Below are 19,676 nucleotides of genomic sequence, written 5' to 3'. Positions count from 1 at the left end.
GGCCGCGGGGACGCTCGTATGCTGGAAGCGCTTCAGCGACGACGCAGCCGAGTGAGGAATGCCCGATATGCCCGACTTCGAATACACGGACCTGCTCCCTCTCGGCGAGGACACCACTCCTTACCGCCTCATCACCAGCGAGGGCGTGAGCACCGTCGAGGCGGGCGGGCGCACCTTCCTCCAGGTCGAGCCCGAGGCGCTGCGCCGGCTCGCGGCCGAGGCGATGCACGACATCTCGCACTACCTGCGCCCCACCCACCTCGCCCAGCTGCGCCGCATCCTCGACGACCCCGACGCCAGCCCCAACGACCGCTTCGTGGCGCTCGACCTGCTCAAGAACGCCAACATCGCGGCGGCCGGCGTGCTCCCGATGTGCCAGGACACCGGCACGGCGATCGTCATGGGCAAGCGCGGCCAGAACGTGCTCACCGAGGGCGGCGACGAGGAGGCCCTCTCGCGCGGCATCTACGACGCCTACACCAAGCTCAACCTGCGCTACTCGCAGATGGCGCCGCTGACGATGTGGGAGGAGAAGAACACCGGCTCCAACCTCCCCGCCCAGGTCGAGCTGTACGCGACCGACGGCGGCGCGTACAAGTTCCTCTTCATGGCCAAGGGCGGCGGCAGCGCCAACAAGTCGTTCCTCTACCAGGAGACCAAGGCCGTCCTCAACGAGGCGTCGATGATGCGCTTCCTGGAGCAGAAGATCCGCTCGCTGGGCACCGCGGCCTGCCCGCCGTACCACCTGGCGATCGTGGTGGGCGGCACCAGCGCGGAGTTCGCGCTCAAGACCGCCAAGTACGCCTCCGCGCACTACCTGGACGAGCTGCCCGCCGAGGGCTCGCCGGCCGGGCACGGCTTCCGCGACAAGGAGCTGGAGCAGAAGGTCTTCGAGCTGACGCAGAAGATCGGCATCGGGGCGCAGTTCGGCGGCAAGTACTTCTGCCACGACGTGCGTGTGGTGCGGCTGCCGCGGCACGGCGCGTCCTGCCCGGTCGCGATCGCGGTGTCCTGCTCGGCCGACCGGCAGGCGCTCGCCAAGATCACCGCCGAGGGCGTCTTCCTGGAGCAGCTGGAGACCGACCCGGCGCGCTTCCTGCCGGAGACCACCGACGAGCACCTCGACGAGGACGTCGTCCGCATCGACCTCAACCGGCCGATGGACGAGATCCGCGCGGAGCTGACCAAGTACCCGGTCAAGACCCGGCTGTCGCTGTCCGGCCCGCTCGTCGTCGCGCGCGACATCGCGCACGCCAAGATCAAGGAGCGGCTCGACGCGGGCGAGGAGATGCCGCAGTACCTGCGCGACCACGCCGTCTACTACGCCGGTCCCGCCAAGACCCCCGAGGGCTACGCCTCCGGCTCCTTCGGCCCGACCACGGCCGGCCGCATGGACGCCTACGTGCAGCAGTTCCAGGCGGCGGGCGGCTCCTTCGTGATGCTCGCCAAGGGCAACCGCTCCCAGCAGGTCACCGACGCGTGCGCCGCGCACGGCGGCTTCTACCTCGGCTCGATCGGCGGCCCCGCGGCGCGCCTCGCGCAGGACTGCATCAAGAAGGTCGATGTCCTCGAATACGCCGAGCTGGGCATGGAAGCGGTGTGGAAGATCGAGGTCGAGGACTTCCCCGCCTTCGTCGTCGTCGACGACAAGGGCAACGACTTCTTCACCGACCCGGCGCCCGCACCGACCTTCACCAGCATTCCGGTACGTCAGGGGGCGTGAGCCCGGCTGCCGTTCGGCCGTCGCCGGTGCCCTGCGCGCCCCCCGAAACGGGGCGTAAGGGGTAGCGGTGGCGGCCGAGTTGCGTTCGGGGGAGGCGGGCCGGTATCCACAGCTCAGGATGCTGGGAGGATGACGTGCCATGGCCGGTGTGATGAACGCGTGGAGGCGGTCCGCGGCCGGGCGGCTGACGAAGCAGGCGATGCACATCGAGCTGATGCACCGTTCGATGGCTTTCGCCGCACTGGGCTTCGTGACGCTCATGCCGCTGCTGGTGGTGGTCGCCGCCGCGACGCCGTGGGAGAACCGCCCGGGTTTCGCGCAGTGGGTCGTGGACGGCATGGGGCTCACGCCCGACGGCTCGCACCGGCTGCGCACCCTCTTCGCCGCGCCGAACACGGTGCTGAGCGCGACCAGCGCGTGGAGCCTGGCCTCGCTCGCGTACTTCGGGCTGTCCTTCGTGGCGAGCGTGGAGACCGGCTACCGGAAGATCTGGGACCAGCCGTCCGGGCCGTGGCACCGCGACTACCGGCGCACGGTGTGGCTCGTGGTGCTGACCGCCTACCTCTTCGGCGAGTCGCAGAGCGCCGCGGCGATGGGCAGCAGCCTCGCCGAGCGCGGCGCCCGGATCGCCGCGACCTTCCTGCTCGGGGTCCTCTTCTTCGCCTGGGGCCAGAGCTTCCTGCTCTACGGGTCGGTGCGGGTGCGCACCGCGCTGCCCGGGGCGGTCTTCACCATGCTGGGGCTGGCGGGCCTGCGGATCTTCTCGCACCTGTTCTTCGCGCAGCTGATGGTCAGCAACGGTGACGCGTACGGCCCGGTCGGCACCGTGCTGACGGTCGTGACCTGGCTCGTCGGTGTCGGCTTCGTGGTCTTCGGCGGCGCCCTGCTGGGCCGCCACCTGCGGGACGTGCGGATCCTGCGGCGCGGCGCCGAGATCCCCCGCCCGCGGCAGGAGGGTTGGCTGGAGGAGCCCGAGGAGGCCGCCCCCGGTATGCGCTGGCGCTCGGACGGCGCGGGCGGCGCGATCGACTGACCCGCCCCCGGGCGTCCGGCGGCGCGCCCGGCCGGGCCCGCGCCCCCGGGCGTACGTCCCCGGCGCGCCCCGCGCGGTACGCATCGGCCGCCCGCCCGCGGCGGCGGGCCCGGCGGGAACAAAGGCCCCGGACGGGGCACTGTAGTAGGCATGGACGTACACGGGACGGACGACGGCTCGGAGGACTACCGGGTCGAGCACGACTCGATGGGCGAGGTGCGGGTGCCCGCGGCCGCGAAGTGGCGGGCCCAGACGCAGCGGGCGGTGGAGAACTTCCCCGTCTCCGGCCGCCCCCTGGAGCGTGCGCACATCGCGGCGCTGGCCCGGATCAAGGCGGCGGCCGCGCAGGCCAACGCGGCGCTCGGGGTGCTGGACGAGGACATGGCCGAGGCGATCAGCGCGGCGGCCGAGGAGGTCGCCGAGGGCCGCTGGGACGCGCACTTCCCGGTGGACGTCTTCCAGACCGGCTCGGGCACCTCGTCGAACATGAACGCCAACGAGGTGATCGCGACGCTGGCGACCGAGCGGCTGGGCCGCCCGGTGCACCCCAACGACCACGTCAACGCCAGCCAGTCGTCCAACGACGTCTTCCCGTCCTCCCTGCACATCGCCGCGACCGCCGCCGTGACCGGCGACCTGATCCCCGCGCTCACCCGTCTGGCCGAGTCGCTGGAGCGCAAGGCCGCGCAGTTCGCGGACGTCGTCAAGTCCGGCCGCACCCATCTGATGGACGCCACGCCCGTGACGCTGGGCCAGGAGTTCGGCGGGTACGCCGCCCAGGTGCGGTACGGGATCGAGCGGCTGGAGGCGTCGCTGCCGCGGCTCGCGGAGCTGCCGCTCGGCGGCACCGCGGTCGGTACCGGCATCAACACCCCGCCCGGCTTCGCGGCCGCGGTCATCGCCGAGGTCGCGCGGGCCACCGGGCTGCCGCTGACCGAGGCCCGCGACCACTTCGAGGCGCAAGGAGCCCGGGACGGCGTCGTGGAGACCTCGGGCCAGCTGCGGACGATCGCGGTGGGCCTGACGAAGATCGCGAACGACCTGCGCTGGATGGCCTCGGGGCCGCGGACGGGCCTGGCCGAGATCGCGCTGCCCGACCTCCAGCCGGGCTCGTCGATCATGCCGGGCAAGGTCAACCCGGTGGTGCCGGAGGCGGTGCTGATGGTGGCCGCGCAGGTGATCGGCAACGACACGACGGTCACGGTCGCGGGCGCGGCGGGCAACTTCGAGCTGAACGTGATGCTGCCGGTCATCGCCCGCAACGTGCTGGAGTCGGTGCGGCTGCTGGCGAACGTCAGCCGGCTGCTGGCCGACCGGACGATCGACGGCATCACGGCGGACGCCGAGCGGGCCCGCGAGTACGCCGAGTCCTCGCCCTCCGTCGTCACCCCGCTGAACAGGTACATCGGCTACGAGGAGGCGGCGAAGGTGGCCAAGCGCGCGCTCGCCGAGCGCATCACGATCCGGCAGGCGGTCCTGGACGGCGGCTACGTCGAGCGCGGGCTGCTGACGGAGGAGCAGCTCGACACCGCGCTGGACGTGTTGCGCATGACACGCCCGTAACGCGTGATTCGTAAGATCTGTTCATGACAGCCCGAACCGAGAGCGGGGCGACGTCCCCGCCAGGAGACCCGAACGGCGGCCGCTGGGCGCCCGGCGACCAGGTGCTGTGGCGCTACCGGGGCAACGGCACGGACGACGGCTTCCACATCGCGCGCCCGGTCACGGTGGTGCGCGACGACCCGGAGCTGCTCGCGGTGTGGATGGCGCCCGGCACCCCGGTGGTGCGCCCGGTGCTCGCCGACGGCACGCCCGTGCACCGCGAGCCGCTCGCGACCCGCTACGTCAAGCCGCGCACCACCCGGGTGGAGAAGTGGTGGGGCAGCGGTGTGCTGAAACTCGCCCGTCCGGGTGAGCCGTGGTCGGTGTGGCTGTTCTGGGACGAGAACTGGCGCTTCCGCAACTGGTACGTGAACCTCGAACGGCCGCTGCACCGCTGGCCCGGCGGGGTGGATTCGGTCGACCACTTCCTGGACATCGCGGTGCGCCAGGACCGCGGCTGGCGCTGGCTGGACGAGGACGAGTTCGCGCAGGCGCAGACCGACGGGCTGATGCCGCCCGCGCTCGCCGCCCAGGTCCGGCAGGACGGGCGGCGCGCGGTCGAGGCGATCCGGGCGTGGGGCCCGCCCTTCCGCGACCCCTGGCCCGACTGGCGGCCCGACCCGTCCTGGCCCGTCCCGGCGCTGCCCGCCGACTGGGCCCGCGAGCCGTCCGGGCCCGCCGCCGCGGAGGGCGGGACGGACGGCGGGGCGGTGTCCGGCACGCCCGCCGCGCCCGGTACGCCGGACGCGCCCGGGGGCTCCGGCACGGCGGACGGGACCGGCGGGCCCGGCGTTCCCGCCGGTCGGGGACTTCCCGTCCGGCGGGCGAGACGATCGGCGTGAACCCCTTGTTGCGCCCCCGAGCGGCAACCGTAGGATCGTTCTCCGGAGCATCGCAGAAACGCCGATCTCAGCCTAGAGTTTGACGCCGCGTCACCAGTACGCCCGGTGGACGCCGGGCTCCGTATACCTTCCGGGGCTCCCTCCCCGGGCGGCCCGGCACCATCGGAAGAGCAGTCAGGGAGGCCCTGAGCAGTGGGAAGCGGCGGCGAGGAGCGCCCCGTGCCGGACGGGCACGGGCGCGGCACGCACAGCACCCCGGCGGACCCGGCCGGCCCGGACGGCACCGGCTCCGGCTCCGCGGGCCCGCAGGGCACCGGCGGCCCGAGCGGCGGCGACGGGCTCGACGCCCTCGAAGGGCTAAGCGGCTTCGACGACGACGAGCTGGACGGCGTACCGGCCGACGACCGCCCGTGGGGCCGCGCCGAGCAGGCCGGGGCCTTCGACGCGATCGGCGACCGCTACGACGAGGCCTTCCCGACCAAGCAGAGCCAGCTGACGGCCGGCGACTGGCTGGCCGGCGCGCTGCCGCCCGGCTCCCGGGTGCTGGACCTGGGCTGCGGCACGGGCGTGCCCACCGCGCGCCAGCTCGTCGACGCGGGCCACCGCGTCACCGGGGTGGACCTGTCCGCCGGGATGCTGGCGCTGGCCCGCGAGAACGTGCCGGAGGGCGAGTACCTCCAGGCCGACATCGCCCAGCTGCCGGACGGCCCGCCGCTGGAGCCCGGCAGCTTCGACGGCGTCGCCGCCTTCTTCTCGCTGCTGATGCTGCGCCGCTCGGAGATCCCGGAGACGCTGCGGGCCGTCCACGGACTGCTCGCGCCGGACGGCCTGCTGGCCCTGTCCATGGTCGAGGCGGACGTCGACGACGTGCCCATCCCGTTCCTCGGCCACACCATCCGGGTGTCCGGCTACCTGCAGGACGACCTGCGGGAGATCGTCACGGATGCGGGCTTCGAGGTGATCAAGGAGGATGCGTACGCGTACGCGCCGGCCAGCACGGACGTACCGCCCGAGCGGCAGATCTACCTCTGCTGCCGACGGGTGTGAAACCGCGCCCGCGCCCCGGACGTCCCACACACGCAGGTAGGAACGCCAGTACCGATCAGGCCCGAGCCCGCCGCGGCCCTCGCGTGGCGCCCAGACGGATGGAAAGACTCGCGTGACCACGGACCCGCCCCGCCCACCCCGGCACCCCGCCGCGCCAGCGCCGGACCCGCGCGGCGGCTACAGCCTGCCCGAGAAGCAGGCGGACGAGGGGCCGGAGCCGCGCACCGGACCCCGTACCGGCTCCTGCGGCAGCCCGGCGGACGAGCCCCCCGGCCGCCCGCGCCCGGTGCCGCCGGACGGCGCGCGGCACCCCGGCCACGGACGGCCCGGCAGGGGCGCGGAGGCGGCCGACCCGGGCGACGGGCCGCCCGCCGCACCGCCGGCCGGCGAGGAGTCGCTGAACGCCTTCGTGAGCACCCCGCCGCGCGGCACCCCCGTCGAAGCGGCCGGCCACCCCGTGGACGAGGAGTCGGGCGCAATGCGCATCCCGATGCCCGCGCAGACCGGGCCCGAGGCCGACCGGCTGCGCTATGTCGGCGCCGCCACCCGGCGGATCGCCCGCGGTGTCGATCTCGACGAGATCCTGCTGGGCCTGTGCCGCTCGGCGGTGCCGGCCTTCGCCGACGCGATCCTGGTCTATCTGCGCGAGCCGCTGCCGGTCGGCGACGAACGCCCCTCCGGCCCGCTGCGGCTGCGGCTGCGCCGCTCGGACGGCGGCCTCGAAGGCCCCGCCGAGCCGGACGACGACCAGCCGGTCGGCGCCGCGCCGCTGCTGCCGTCGCTCGTGCCCACCATGGAGCCCTCCTACGGCGGCGCCGGGGACTCCATCGGGGTGCTGCTCGACGGGCCGCTCGCCGAGGTGCTGCGCGGGGTGCGGCCGGTCTTCGCCGACTCGCTGCGCGCCGCCGACGCGCTCGCCGAACTGCTCGGCGTCCCCCAGGACGACCCGTCCGCGCTGCCCACCGGCCGCCGCGCGCTGCTCGCACCGCTGCGCGGCCGCCGCCGGGTGATCGGCGCGGCGGTGCTGCTGCGGCGCGCCGAACGCACCCCGTTCGAGACCGACGACCTGCTGGTGGCCGCGCAGCTCGCCACGCACACCGCGCTCGGCGTCGACAAGGCCGTGCTGTACGGGCGCGAGGCGTACATCGCCGACGCCCTGCAGCGCGAGATGCTGCCCGACTCGCTGCCGCAGCCCACCGGGGTGCAGCTGGCCAGCCGCTACCTGCCCGCGGCCGAGTCCGCCCGGGTCGGCGGCGACTGGTACGACGCGATCCCGCTGCCCGGAAGCCGGGTCGCGCTCGTCGTCGGCGACGTCATGGGCCACTCCATGACCTCGGCGGCGATCATGGGCCAGCTGCGGACCACCGTGCAGACGCTGGCGGGCCTGGACCTGGCGCCGCAGGAAGTGCTCTACCACCTCGACGAGCAGGCCCAGCGGCTCGGCCAGGACCGCATGGCCACCTGCGTCTACGCCGTCTACGACCCGATCGCGCACCGCCTGGTCGTCGCCAACGCGGGCCACCCGCCGCCGGTGCTGCTGCACGCCGACGGGCTCGCGGAGGTGCTGCGGGTGCCGCCGGGCGCGCCCATCGGCGTCGGCGGGGTGCCCTTCGAGGCCGTCGAGCTGCCCGCGCCCGCGGGCGCCACGCTGCTGCTCTACACCGACGGGCTCGTCGAGTCGCGCTCCCGCGACGTGTGGGGCGGCATCGAGATCCTGCGCGAGCGGCTGCACGACGCCGCGTCCGTCGTCTCGCCGCCGCCGCTGGAGCCGCTGTGCGACGAGGTGCTGGAGATCCTCGGGCCCGGCGACCGGGACGACGACATCGCGCTGCTCGCCGCCCGCTTCGACGGGATCGCGCCGAGCGACGTCGCCTACTGGTTCCTGGAGCCGCAGCCGCAGACCCCCGGCCGGGCCCGCCGCCTGGTCCGCCAGGCGCTGCGCCGCTGGGACCTGGAGGACCAGCTGGAGGCGGCCGAGCTGCTCGTGAGCGAGATCGTCACCAACGCGGTGCGGTACGCCGAACGCCCCATCACGCTGCGGCTGCTGCGCACCGACGTGCTGCGCTGCGAGGTCGGCGACGACGCCCCGCTGCTGCCCCGGATGCGGCACGCCGCCCCGGAGGAGGAGGGCGGCCGCGGCCTCTACCTCGTCAACCGGATGGCCCAGCGCTGGGGCGCGACCCGCCTGGGCGCGGGCAAGGTGGTGTGGTTCGAGCTGCCGCTCTGAGCCATGGGGGACGAGCGGCCGCGCGGACGGGCGCGCTCGGCGTGCCGGGGCGGCGGGAGGGTGCGACGGTGGGGGCGACCCCACCCTCATCCGCGGCGAGGAAGTATGACGAACGTACCCCCCACCACGAACAACGCCGGCATCCCCGTCGAGAGCGACGAGCACTCCCTCACGCTCGGGCCCGACGGGCCGATCCTGCTCCAGGACCACTACAACATCGAGAAGATGGCGCAGTTCAACCGCGAGCGGGTGCCCGAAAGGGTCGTGCACGCGAAGGGCAGCGGCGCGTACGGCCGCTTCCGGGTGACCAACGACGTCAGCCAGTACACCAAGGCGGACCTCTTCCAGCCGGGCCGCGAGACGCGCATGCTCGCGCGGTTCTCGACGGTCGCCGGTGAGCAGGGCAGCCCGGACAGCTGGCGCGACCCGCGCGGCTTCGCGCTGAAGTTCTACACCGAGCACGGCAACTACGACCTGGTCGGCAACAACACCCCGGTCTTCTTCGTCCGCGACACGATCAAGTTCCAGGACTTCATCCGCAGCCAGAAGCGCCGCCCCGACAACGGGCTGCGCGACAACGACATGCAGTGGGACTTCTGGACGCTGTCGCCGGAGTCCGCGCACCAGGTCACCTGGCTGATGGGCGACCGCGGCATCCCGAAGACGTACCGCAACATGAACGGCTACGGCTCGCACACGTACATGTGGATCAACGCGGGCGGCGAGAAGTTCTGGATCAAGTACCACTTCAAGACCGACCAGGGCATCGACTTCCTCACGCAAGCAGACGCCGACGCGCTCGCCGGGGAGAACGCGGACGCGCACCGGCAGGACCTGTGGGAGGCCATCGCGCGCGGCGACCACCCGTCGTGGACGCTGAAGGTGCAGGTCATGCCGTTCGAGGACGCGGCGGACTACCGCTTCAACCCGTTCGACCTGACGAAGGTGTGGCCGCAGGGCGACTACCCGCTCATCGAGGTCGGCCGGATGACGCTGGACGAGAACCCGGAGGATTTCTTCGTCCACATCGAGCAGGCCGCGTTCGAGCCGTCGAACATGGTGCCGGGGGTGGCCCCGTCGCCGGACAAGATGCTGCTGGGGCGGCTCTTCTCGTACCCCGACACGCACCGCTACCGGATCGGCCCCAACTACGCGCAGCTGCCGCCGAACCGCCCGCACGTGCCGGTGCACTCCTACGCCAAGGACGGCCCGATGCGCTTCGAGCCGAACCGGGTGGGCGCCCCGTACGCGCCGAACTCGTACGGCGGCCCGGCCGCCTCCCCCGAGGCGTACGGCGACATCGCCGGCTGGCGGGCGGCGGGCGACATGGTGCGCGAGGCGTACACCCTGCACCGCGAGGACGACGACTTCGGGCAGCCGGGCACGCTGGTGCGCGAGGTCATGGACGACGCGGCGCGCGAGCGGCTGGTCGGCAACGTCGCCGGGCACCTGAGCGACGGGGTGAGCGCACCGGTGCTGGAGCGCGCGTTCGCGTACTGGCGCAATGTCGACCAGCAGGTGGGCGACCGGATCGCGGCGGCGGTCAAGCCCGCCTGACGTCCCTCTCCCCCCGTGGGACCGCAGCCCCGAGGACACGTGCTGACGCCCCGTGCCTCGGGGCTGCACCGCGTCCGGGCTGGGCCCGGCCCGAATATTGTGCTATCACTTTGCTAGACCAACGGTCGCGGACGCGACCGGGCACCACCTCGGGACCTCAGGGGGAATCCGATGTCAGAGCACAAGCCCTCGGCCGCCGGCGCCGACATACCCACCGCGCCCGCGCCGGACGGTCCGCCGCTGCTGCCCGCGCCGCGCTTCAGCGAGCGGCGGGCGCTCGGCATGTCCGGGCTGCCGTTCATGCTCATCGCGCTCGTCGTCATCGCCGGCGGCGTCACGCTCATCGCGCTCGGCGGCACCAGCGCCAACAAGGAGCCGCGCGCCGGGGCCACCGCGCTCATCCTGCTCGGCGTGCTGATCGTGCTGTGCGCGCTCGTCACGCTCTTCGGCCTCACCCAGGTCGCGCCCGGCGAGGCCCGGGTGACCCAGCTCTTCGGGCGCTACCAGGGCACCATCCGGCAGGACGGGCTGCGCTGGGTGAACCCCTTCACCCGCCGCCGGAAGATCTCCACCCGGCTGCGCAACCACGAGACGGCCGTGCTCAAGGTCAACGACGCCTACGGCAACCCGATCGAGCTCGCGGCCGTCGTGGTGTGGCAGGTCGAGGACACCGCCCAGGCGGTCTTCGCCGTCGACAACTTCGTCCGGTTCGTCGGCATCCAGACCGACACCGCCGTGCGGCACATCGCCACCAACTACCCCTACGACGCCCACGACGGCGACTCGCTCTCGCTGCGCGGCAACGCCGAGCAGATCACCGAGCAGCTCTCCCAGGAGATCGCGGTACGGGTCGGCTCGGCCGGTGTGAAGATCATCGAGTCGCGCTTCACCCACCTCGCGTACGCGCCCGAGATCGCCTCGGCGATGCTCCAGCGCCAGCAGGCCGGGGCCATCGTCGCCGCACGGCAGACCATCGTGGACGGCGCGGTCGGTATGGTCGAGTCGGCCCTCGCCCGGATCACCGAGCAGGGCATCGTCGAGCTCGACGAGGAGCGCAAGGCGAGCATGGTGAGCAACCTGCTGGTGGTGCTGTGCGGCGACCGCGCGGCCCAGCCGGTGCTCAACACGGGGACCCTCTACCAGTGACGGAGCACCGAAGGTGACCGAACCCGGCGAGACGGAGGCGGCCACCGGGGCCGGATCCACGGGGGCAGCCGGCACCGGGGCCGGCCCGGGGGCGGCCGGGACACCGGCCGCCCGCCGGGCCCGCAAGCAGGTGCTGCTGCGGCTCGACCCCGCCGTCCACGACGCCGTGGCGGCGTGGGCGGCGGCCGAACTGCGCAGCACCAACGCGCAGATCGAGTTCCTGCTGCGGCGCGCGCTCGGCGAGGCCGGGCGGCTGCCGACCGGCGCCCGGCCGATTCCGCGCCGCGGCCGCCCGCCCCGGACCCCTTCCCCCGAGGATCCTCCCGCACCCGCCTGACCAGCCGATCTTCCCCTCAGGGCGATTATCCCCCCTGCGTATACACACGATGTATACGCGTCGTGTAGTGTGCTCCGCATGTCAATCGGCCATGCCCTGCTGGGACTCCTGGAGTCCGGCCCGCGCCACGGTTACGACCTCAAGCGCGCCTTCGACGAACGCTTCGGACACGACCGCCCCCTCGCGTACGGGCAGGTCTACTCGACCATGGCCCGGCTGCTGCGCAACGGCCTCGTCGAGGTCGACGGCATAGAGCCCGGCGGCGGGCCCGAGCGCAAGCGGTACGCCATCACCGACGCCGGGATCACCGACGTGGCCGCGTGGCTCGCCCAGCCCGAGAAGCCCGAGCCGTACCTCCAGACGACCCTCTACACCAAGGTCGTACTGGCCCTGCTCACCGGCCGCCCGGCCGCCGACCTGCTGGACACCCAGCGCGCCGAACACCTGCGCCTGATGCGCGAGCTGACCCGGCGCAAGGGCACCGGCGACCTCGCCGACCAGCTCATCTGCGACCACGCCCTCTTCCATCTGGAAGCCGACCTGCGCTGGCTGGAACTGACCGCCGCGCGGCTCGACGAACTCGCCGCGGAGGTGACCCGGTGACGTACTCCCCCACCGCGGACGGCACGGACAACCCCGCCGCCGAACCGCTGCTGCTGGCCCGCGACCTGCACAAGGCCTACGGCCGCACACCCGCGCTGGACGGCGCCGACATGTCGGTACGGGCGGGCGAGGTCGTCGCCGTCATGGGCCCGTCCGGCTCGGGCAAGTCGACGCTGCTGCACTGCCTGGCCGGTATCGTCCGGCCCGACTCCGGCGAGGTCCGCTACCGCGGGCAGGCCCTGTCGTCGCTGTCGGACAGCGCCCGCAGCGCCCTGCGCCGTACCGACTTCGGCTTCGTCTTCCAGTTCGGGCAGCTGGTGCCCGAACTGACCTGCCTGGAGAACGTGGCCATCCCGCTGCGGCTCGGCGGGCGGCGCCGCAAGGACGCCGAGGCCGAGGCGGCCGGCTGGCTGGAGCGGCTGGAGGTCGAGGACGTCGCGGGCCAGCGCCCCGGCGAGATCTCCGGCGGCCAGGGCCAGCGGGTCGCCGTGGCCCGCGCGCTGGTCGGCGGCCCCCGGGTGGTCTTCGCCGACGAGCCGACCGGCGCGCTGGACTCCCTCAACGGCGAACGCGTCATGCGGCTGCTGACCGCGGCCGCGCACGACACCGGCGCCGCCGTCGTCCTGGTCACCCACGAGGCGCGGGTGGCCGCGTACTCCGACCGGGAGATCGTCGTACGGGACGGCCGGTCCCGCGATCTGGACCGCGTCTCATGAGCACCGCACCAGGACCGCGCGAGCCCTTCGCGGGCTTCGACGCCACCGCCCGCACCGCACCCGCGGGCTCCTCCGGCACCGACCGGCCGCGCGCCGGGCTGCGCGGCTGGGCGCACGACCTGCTGCTCGGCGCGCGCTTCGCCGCAGGCGGCGGGCGCGAGGGCTGGACCCGCACCGTGCTGACCGCCGTCGGCGTCGGGCTCGGCGTGGCGCTGCTGCTGCTCGCCGCGGCCGTACCGGCGATGATGCACACCCGCGACCAGCGCCGTGTCGCCCGCGACACCATCTCCTTCGGCGAGCAGGTCGCACCGACCGACGCCACCTTCCTGCTCGCCGACGCCGGCACCACCTTCCGGGGCGAGCAGATCAGCGGCGTGCTGATCAAGCCGGACGGCCCGCACGCCCCGGTCCCGCCGGGCGTCACGGCGATACCGCGGCCCGGCGAGATGGTCGCCTCCCCCGCGCTGAAGAAGCTGCTGGCGCACGAGCCGATCCTGCGCGAGCGCCTCCCCTACACGATCACCGGCACGATCGGCCACGCCGGGCTCATGGGACCCGCGGAGTTGTACTACTACGCGGGCAGCGACAAGCTCGTCGTCCACGACGCGGACGGCCGCAACGGCAACGCCGACCGGATGACCCGGTACGGCGCGCACAGCAACTCCGAGGTGCTGGGGCCGGTCTTCTCCCTGCTGCTGATCATGGTCGTGGTGGTGCTGCTGCTCCCGGTCGGGGTCTTCGTCGCCACCGCGACCCGGCTCGGCGGCGAACGCCGCGACCGGCGGCTGGCCGCGCTGCGGCTGGTCGGCGCCGACATCCACGCCACCCGGCGCATCGCGGCGGGCGAGGCGCTGCTCGGGACACTCCTCGGGGTGCTGGTGGGCGTCGGATTCTTCCTGGGCGCCCGGCAGTTCGCGCAGTACATCACCATCCGGGACATCTCGGCCTTCCCCGCCGACCTGGCCCCCAACCCGCTGCTGACGGTGCTGATCGTGCTCGCCGTCCCGGCCGCCGCGGTCGCCATCACCCTGCTGAGCCTGCGGCGCACGGCCATCGAACCCCTCGGCGTCTTCCGCAACGGCCTCGGGCGACCGCGCCGGGTGTGGTGGCGGATCGCCATCCCGGTGGTCGGCCTGGCGCTGCTGGCCCCGCTGTTCGGAAAGGTCAAGGGCAACGCGTCGGTCAACGAGTACCAGGTCGCGACCGGTGCGGTGCTGCTGCTCGTCGGGGTGACCGCGGTGCTGCCGTGGCTCGTCGAGACCGCGGTGGGACGGCTGCGCGGCGGCCCGGTCGCCTGGCAGCTGGCCACCCGGCGGCTCCAGCTGAGCAGCGGCTCGGCCGGACGCATGGTGAGCGGGGTGACGGTCGCGGTGGCCGGCGCCATCGCGCTCCAGATGCTCTTCCACGCGGTGGACGGCGACTTCGTCTCCGACACCGGCGCCGACACCACCCGGGCGCAGGTCGAGGTCGACGACTGGGGCGCCGGGGTCCGCACCACCGCCCAGGACATCCAGCGGCTCGCCGCGACCAAGGGCGTGCGCGGCGCCACCGGCTACACCAGCGCCAGCGTCAACCGGCCGGACGCGTACAAGCTCACCGGCGACGTGCTGGCCGCCGACACGGTGTCGCTGACCGTCGCCGACTGCGCGAGCCTGCGCGGCCTCGTCGCCGTCGGCAAGGACTGCGGGCCGCACAGCGTCTACCTGGTGCCGCCGCCCCCCGAGCAGAGCCACACCTCCGCCGACTACGTCAAGGCGGGCGCGCGCGTCGACCTCAACACCGACTACTCCGAGCGCTACACGGGCAGCCCCCGGCTGTGGACGATCCCCGCCGACGCCCGCACCGTCGACGCCCGCACCGACCCGCTCGGCAGCGAGCTGTGGGGCATCTTCACCGTCCCCGGCGTCATCGACGACGCGCGGCTGTCCACGTCGTACGCGGAGATGTTCGTCGACCTCGACGACGGGACGCCGGACGCGGTCGAGTACGTCCGCAACACCACCGCGGGCTTCGGCCTCACCGCCTACGCCAACGACATCCACGGCTCCACGGCGAAGAGCGCCTACACCCAGCTGCGCCGCGGGCTGTTCGCCGGTGCGACCCTCACCCTGGTGCTCATCGGGGCGAGCCTGCTGGTGAGCATGCTGGAGCAGCTGCGGGAGCGGAAGAAGCTGCTGGCGGTGCTGGTCGCCTTCGGCACGAAGCGCTCGGCGCTGGCCTGGTCGGTGCTGTGGCAGACCGCGGTGCCGGTCGTCATCGGCCTCGCCCTGGCCGTCGCGGGCGGCATCGGCCTGGGGGCGGCGCTGCTGGCGATGGTCGCCCGGCCCGTCCGGATGGACTGGACGGACGTGGCCTCGATGTCGGCGATCGGCGGCGCGGTGGTGCTGGGAGTGACCCTCTTGAGCATGCCGCTGCTGTGGAGGCTGATGCGGCCGGACGGCCTCCGCGTCGAGTAGGGCCTTCTCCCCCTGAGCCCGCTCCTGGCCCTACGCGGGGTCCGGGGCGGGCTCCGCGGCTGCCTCCGGCTCCGGCTCTGCCGGGGCGGGAAGCGCGGTCTCGGGAACGGGGGCGGGGGCGGGCGCGGTTGCGGTGGCCTCCACCGCACGCTCCCGGGCGTACGCACGGAGGTAGCCCACCACCGTGTTGGTGACGGCGACCAGCGGGACCGCGACCACCGCCCCGCCGATGCCGGCGACGAGCGAGCCCGCCGCGACGGAGAGGACCACCGCGAGCGGGTGGACGCGGACGGCGCGGCCCAGGATGAAGGGCTGGAGGATGTGGCCCTCGATCTGCTGGACCGCCAGCACGACCGCGAGCACCATCAGCGCTATGAACGGACCCTCCGTCACCAGGGCGACGACCACCGCGATGAAGCCCGAGGCGACCGCGCCGACCAGCGGCACGAAGGAGCACAGGAAGATGACCACCGCGAGCGGCACGGCCATCGGCACGCCGAGGAAGAAGATGCCGATGCCGATGCAGATCGCGTCGATCAGCGCGACTATGACCGTGCCCCGCACATAGAGCGTCAGCGTCCGCCAGGCGCGCGGGCCGGCACCGGCGAGGGGCTCCCGCGCGGCCTCCGGGAAGAGGCGCAGCACCCAGTTCCAGATATTAGGGCCGTCGTAGAGCAGGAAGAGCGTGCTGAACATCGCCAGCAGCATGCCGGTGAGCAGGTCGACGATGACGGTGACGCCTTCGAGCCCGGCGTCGGTGAGCGCCTTGGAGTTGGAGCCGATCGCGTCGCTCAGGTTCTTCGCTATGTTGTTGATCTGGTCGTCGGTGACATGGAAGGGGCTGTTGAGCAGCCACTTCTTGCCCTCGGCGATACCGTCCTGGAGGCTGCTGGACAGGTTGTCGACGTTGTCCATCACCTGCCAGACGACGAACCAGCCGACCAGGCCGATGATGACGAAGCCGCCGATGAAGACCATCGCGGTGGCCAGCCCGCGCGGTACGCCGACCCTCTTGAGCCGGGCGACGAACGGCTGGAGCAGCGCGGTGATGAGCAGCGCGGCGGCGAAGGCGAGGACCACCAGGCGCACCGCGCCGATGACCCGCATCAGCACCCACACCGTGCCGGCCAGGATCAGCAGCCGCCAGCCGATCTCGGCGGCGACCCGCATGCTCCACGGCACCACCGTCGCCGGATCCCCCGGCGCGGGCGCGGCGGCGCGCCGGGCGGGGACGGCCGTGGGTCTGGCGGTGCGGGGCTGCGCCGCGGGCCCGGCGGCGCCTGCGGCCTCCGGCCCTTCGGCGGCTGCCGCGGGGGGCGGGGCCGAAGTCCCGTCCGGATCGGGGACGGTGGCGGCCTCCCGCGGCGGGGCGGGGGCGGCGAGGGCGGCGTCGTGCTCGGCCTCGCGGGCGGTCACCCGGGCGTGCCGCTCTTCCAGCCGGCCGGCGAGTCCCGCCAGCCCGGCTGCGAGCGCCGTGCTCCAGTTGCGCTTCTCGGCCATCGCTCCCCCGCCCCCCTCGACGCGTCGTTGTGGACCCGCTGTGCAGGACGACGTTACCTGCCCTTGGGGTTGCCTTTGCGACGGACCCGCACCCGGATGGGGGAACACGCCGACAAGCCCGGATGAACACGGGTGGACGCGGCCTCCCGTGCGACGGCGGACGGCCGCGGAAACGCGGAACCCCCGGGCCGGTGACGGCCCGGGGGTTCCGCGGAATTTCCGGCTACTGCGGCCTAGTAGTAGTGGTTGACCTGCCAGAAGGACCAGGCCTCGCACGGGCTGCCGTAGCGCGAGTTCATATAGTTCAGGCCCCACTTGATCTGGGTGGCCGGGTTGGTGCGCCAGTCGGCGCCCGCGGAGGCCATCTTGGAGCCGGGCAGTGCCTGGACGAGACCGTAGGCGCTCGACGAGGGGTTCTGGGCGGTGTACCGCCAGCCGCTCTCGTGCGAGACGATGTTGGAGAAGCAGGCGTACTGGCCGCTGCCGACGATCTGCTTGGCCATCGCCTGGACCTCGGCGATGGTGTACGACGGCTGGGTCGGGAAGCTTGCGTTGGGGTCGCCCTTGCCCGCGGCGAGCTTCTTCAGCCGCTCCTTCTCCGCGACCGCGTCCGCCGCCTTCTTCTTGGCCGCGGCGTCCTTGGCCGCCTGCACGCGGGCTGCCTGCTCCGCGCCCTGCCGCGCATGTGCGTCGGCAGCGTCCGACTGGGCTTGCACCTGCTCAGTCAACGACGCCTGCTGGACCTGCTGTCCAGCCGGGATGTCAGCGAGGAGGGTCGTCGTCCCGGCAGCCTCGACGGGTTCGTTGGACCCGCCCTGGTCGGCGCCCGACGCGACGCCCACAACGGCGCCCACAGTGGTGACCGCAGTGGCTGACGCCACCGCGAATCCCCGGACCGAGATCCGGCTCACACGGTTTCCTTCCGGCATCGCCCGCTTGGTGACCGCACGGACGAAATCGTGCCCCTGGCACGGCCCCCTGCTCCGGTCCGCCGTACGGGCCGGGTCGGTCACGGGGGTCTGGCCCGGTGCGAAGTCCGTTCCGGATTCGCGTGGTGCTCGGGCGGCTCATGGCGGTCGATGTTGACTTGTCCGGTGGTGCTGTCCCGTTCCCCGGGGGGTACGGAGGTGCCATGAGCGGGGCCTGACAGCCTCACACCCTGCCGTACGCAGACGCCGCGCGGCAATTTCCGGTTGAGTGGCAAAGCTCACATCGGCTAATGCGCGGTGAATTCCGGACGCGGCGGCCCCGAAACGCTAAGCTGCTGCGCCCCTTTCGCGGGGCGCAGCAGCCTCAACTCGTACCGGATGCGGGCCAAACCGGACCAAGGCCGTATCGGCGTCCGGCGGGCGGCCGCGGCTCAGCCGACGCCGTCCTCCAGCATCTCCGTCACCAGGGCGGCGATGGGGGACCGTTCGGAACGCGAGAGCGTCACATGGGCGAACAGCGGGTGGCCCTTCAGCTTCTCGACCACCGCCACCACCCCGTCGTACCGCCCCACCCGGAGGTTGTCGCGCTGCGCCACGTCGTGGGTCAGGACGACGCGGGAGCCGGAGCCGATACGGGAGAGCACCGTCAGCAGCACGTTGCGCTCCAGCGACTGCGCCTCGTCGACGATCACGAAGGCGTCGTGCAGCGAGCGGCCGCGGATGTGGGTGAGCGGCAGCACCTCCAGCATGCCGCGGGCCACCACCTCCTCGATGACCTCCTTGGAGCTGACCGCCGACAGCGTGTCGAAGACGGCCTGCGCCCACGGGCTCATCTTCTCGGCCTCGGTGCCGGGCAGGTAGCCCAGCTCCTGGCCGCCCACCGCGTACAGCGGCCGGAAGACCATCACCTTGCGGTGCTGGCGGCGCTCCAGCACCGCCTCCAGCCCGGCGCACAGCGCGAGCGCGGACTTGCCCGTGCCGGCCCGGCCGCCCATCGAGACGATGCCGATCTCCGGGTCCAGCAGCAGATCCAGCGCGACACGCTGCTCGGCGCTGCGCCCGTGGATGCCGAACGCCTCCCGGTCGCCGCGCACGAGCTTGACCCGCCCGTCGGCGGTGACCCGGCCCAGCGCCTTGCCGCGCTCGGACTGGAGCACCAGGCCGGTGTGCACCGGCAGTTCGGCCGCCTCCGGGAGCGCGATCGACTCCTGGGCGAACAGCGCGTCCACGTCCTCGGCGGCCACCAGCAGCTCGGCCATGCCCGTCCAGCCGGAGGTGATCGCCAGCTCCGCGCGGTACTCCTCGGCCAGCAGGCCGACGGAGGACGCCTTGACCCGCAGCGGCAGGTCCTTGGAGACGACGGTGACGTCGTACCCCTCGGCCTGGAGGTTGCGGGCGACGGCGAGGATCCGCGAGTCGTTGTCGCCGAGCCGGAAACCGGCGGGGAGGACCCCGGGGTCGGAGTGGTTCAGCTCGACGCGGAGCGTGCCGCCGAAGTCGCCGATCGGGAGCGGCGCGTCCAGCCGTCCGTGGCGGATCCGGAGCTCGTCGAGCAACCTCAGGGCCTGGCGGGCGAAGTACCCCAGCTCGGGGTGGTGGCGCTTGGCCTCCAACTCCGTCACCACGACGACCGGGAGCACGACCTCGTGCTCGTCGAAGCGGGTGAAGGCATTGGGGTCGGCGAGCAGCACGCTGGTGTCGAGTACGTACGTGCGCCGGTCGTGAACACGGCGATTCTTGCTGGTCACCACGTGTGGACGAACCCCCTCGGGGAGAGGTGAGGCTGCAAATCCGGCAGCCGTGGGCCGGATGCCGGTCTGCCAGTGGTATGCCCTGGAATTCCGGTACCCATGCGGATGCATATGACAGTCATCCGACGGTCATGATCCGGTCACGGTCCGCTCATCGGCGCCGCGGCGCCGATGCGGTCGCGACAGATGTCACGGTAACTCCGCACA

The 19,676-nt window shown here is 73.1% G+C and carries 14 protein-coding genes and 1 pseudogene; 12 read left to right on the top strand and 3 right to left on the bottom strand.

All coding sequences use genetic code 11. From position 1 onward, the window contains the following. Positions 1-67 precede the first annotated feature (67 nt). The 12 genes and pseudogenes from ACWERV_RS15450 to ACWERV_RS15395 all read left to right on the top strand — a co-directional run bounded on the left by ACWERV_RS15450 (position 68) and on the right by ACWERV_RS15395 (position 15,289). Positions 68-1,723: a fumarate hydratase gene (locus ACWERV_RS15450; protein ID WP_398182437.1), complete on the top strand. Its 1,656-nt coding sequence runs from the start codon at positions 68-70 to the stop codon at positions 1,721-1,723. Between the two features lie 139 nt (positions 1,724-1,862). Further along, complete coding sequence (locus ACWERV_RS15445) at positions 1,863-2,756, top strand: YhjD/YihY/BrkB family envelope integrity protein (RefSeq protein WP_398182434.1); 894 nt, start codon at positions 1,863-1,865, stop codon at positions 2,754-2,756. Positions 2,757-2,906: 150 nt separating this feature from the next. Next, the gene (locus ACWERV_RS15440) at positions 2,907-4,319 is read left to right on the top strand and encodes a class II fumarate hydratase (RefSeq protein WP_398182431.1); all 1,413 of its coding nucleotides are present in this window, start codon (positions 2,907-2,909) and stop codon (positions 4,317-4,319) included. A 23-nt stretch (positions 4,320-4,342) separates the two neighbouring features. Next, positions 4,343-5,029, top strand: a pseudogene (fomD, locus tag ACWERV_RS15435) (cytidylyl-2-hydroxypropylphosphonate hydrolase); the annotation flags it as partial. A gap of 552 nt (positions 5,030-5,581) precedes the next feature. Beyond that, complete coding sequence (locus ACWERV_RS15430) at positions 5,582-6,247, top strand: class I SAM-dependent DNA methyltransferase (protein WP_398183397.1); 666 nt, start codon at positions 5,582-5,584, stop codon at positions 6,245-6,247. Between the two features lie 112 nt (positions 6,248-6,359). Then, positions 6,360-8,474 (top strand): ATP-binding SpoIIE family protein phosphatase, encoded by a 2,115-nt coding sequence (locus ACWERV_RS15425; RefSeq protein WP_452933059.1) that lies wholly within the window; start codon positions 6,360-6,362, stop codon positions 8,472-8,474. 105 nt (positions 8,475-8,579) lie between these two features. Continuing rightward, positions 8,580-10,031 (top strand): catalase, encoded by a 1,452-nt coding sequence (locus ACWERV_RS15420; RefSeq protein ID WP_452933057.1) that lies wholly within the window; start codon positions 8,580-8,582, stop codon positions 10,029-10,031. Positions 10,032-10,202: 171 nt separating this feature from the next. Then, positions 10,203-11,177: an SPFH domain-containing protein gene (locus ACWERV_RS15415; RefSeq protein WP_452933055.1), complete on the top strand. Its 975-nt coding sequence runs from the start codon at positions 10,203-10,205 to the stop codon at positions 11,175-11,177. Positions 11,178-11,190: 13 nt separating this feature from the next. Next, on the top strand, positions 11,191-11,514 hold the full coding sequence (locus ACWERV_RS15410) for a hypothetical protein (RefSeq protein ID WP_452933053.1): 324 nt from the start codon (positions 11,191-11,193) through the stop codon (positions 11,512-11,514). Between the two features lie 78 nt (positions 11,515-11,592). Then, positions 11,593-12,117: a PadR family transcriptional regulator gene (locus tag ACWERV_RS15405; protein WP_031520413.1), complete on the top strand. Its 525-nt coding sequence runs from the start codon at positions 11,593-11,595 to the stop codon at positions 12,115-12,117. Further along, the gene (locus tag ACWERV_RS15400) at positions 12,114-12,833 is read left to right on the top strand and encodes an ABC transporter ATP-binding protein (protein WP_452933051.1); all 720 of its coding nucleotides are present in this window, start codon (positions 12,114-12,116) and stop codon (positions 12,831-12,833) included. The genes ACWERV_RS15405 and ACWERV_RS15400 overlap by 4 nt, the downstream gene beginning before the upstream one ends. Further along, entirely contained in the window at positions 12,830-15,289 is a 2,460-nt protein-coding gene (locus ACWERV_RS15395; protein ID WP_452933049.1) for an FtsX-like permease family protein, read from the top strand. The genes ACWERV_RS15400 and ACWERV_RS15395 overlap by 4 nt, the downstream gene beginning before the upstream one ends. A gap of 30 nt (positions 15,290-15,319) precedes the next feature. Here the strand turns inward: ACWERV_RS15395 and ACWERV_RS15390 are convergent, their stop codons facing one another. The 3 genes from ACWERV_RS15390 to ACWERV_RS15380 all read right to left on the bottom strand — a co-directional run bounded on the left by ACWERV_RS15390 (position 15,320) and on the right by ACWERV_RS15380 (position 19,469). After that, a complete protein-coding gene (locus ACWERV_RS15390; RefSeq protein WP_452933047.1) occupies positions 15,320-16,789 on the bottom strand; it encodes an AI-2E family transporter in 1,470 nt (489 codons plus the stop codon). Positions 16,790-17,022: 233 nt separating this feature from the next. After that, a complete protein-coding gene (locus ACWERV_RS15385) occupies positions 17,023-17,700 on the bottom strand; it encodes an aggregation-promoting factor C-terminal-like domain-containing protein (RefSeq protein ID WP_452933045.1) in 678 nt (225 codons plus the stop codon). A gap of 449 nt (positions 17,701-18,149) precedes the next feature. Next, positions 18,150-19,469: a PhoH family protein gene (locus tag ACWERV_RS15380; RefSeq protein WP_452933042.1), complete on the bottom strand. Its 1,320-nt coding sequence runs from the start codon at positions 19,467-19,469 to the stop codon at positions 18,150-18,152. Between the last annotated feature and the right edge of the window lie 207 nt (positions 19,470-19,676).

This window comes from Streptomyces sp. NPDC004031 (genome assembly GCF_053604375.1).
This window is presented reverse-complemented; position numbering and strand designations above follow the sequence as displayed.

Excerpts from the sequence above, each read along its gene's own strand:
- ACWERV_RS15450 (WP_398182437.1), top strand. The coding sequence starts at position 68 with ATGCCCGACTTCGAATACACGGACCTGCTCCCTCTCGGCGAGGACACC.
- ACWERV_RS15445 (WP_398182434.1), top strand. The coding sequence starts at position 1,863 with ATGGCCGGTGTGATGAACGCGTGGAGGCGGTCCGCGGCCGGGCGGCTG.
- ACWERV_RS15440 (WP_398182431.1), top strand. The coding sequence starts at position 2,907 with ATGGACGTACACGGGACGGACGACGGCTCGGAGGACTACCGGGTCGAG.
- ACWERV_RS15420 (WP_452933057.1), top strand. The coding sequence starts at position 8,580 with ATGACGAACGTACCCCCCACCACGAACAACGCCGGCATCCCCGTCGAG.
- ACWERV_RS15415 (WP_452933055.1), top strand. The coding sequence starts at position 10,203 with ATGTCAGAGCACAAGCCCTCGGCCGCCGGCGCCGACATACCCACCGCG.
- ACWERV_RS15405 (WP_031520413.1), top strand. The coding sequence starts at position 11,593 with ATGTCAATCGGCCATGCCCTGCTGGGACTCCTGGAGTCCGGCCCGCGC.
- ACWERV_RS15395 (WP_452933049.1), top strand. The coding sequence starts at position 12,830 with ATGAGCACCGCACCAGGACCGCGCGAGCCCTTCGCGGGCTTCGACGCC.
- ACWERV_RS15390 (WP_452933047.1), bottom strand. The coding sequence starts at position 16,789 with ATGGCCGAGAAGCGCAACTGGAGCACGGCGCTCGCAGCCGGGCTGGCG.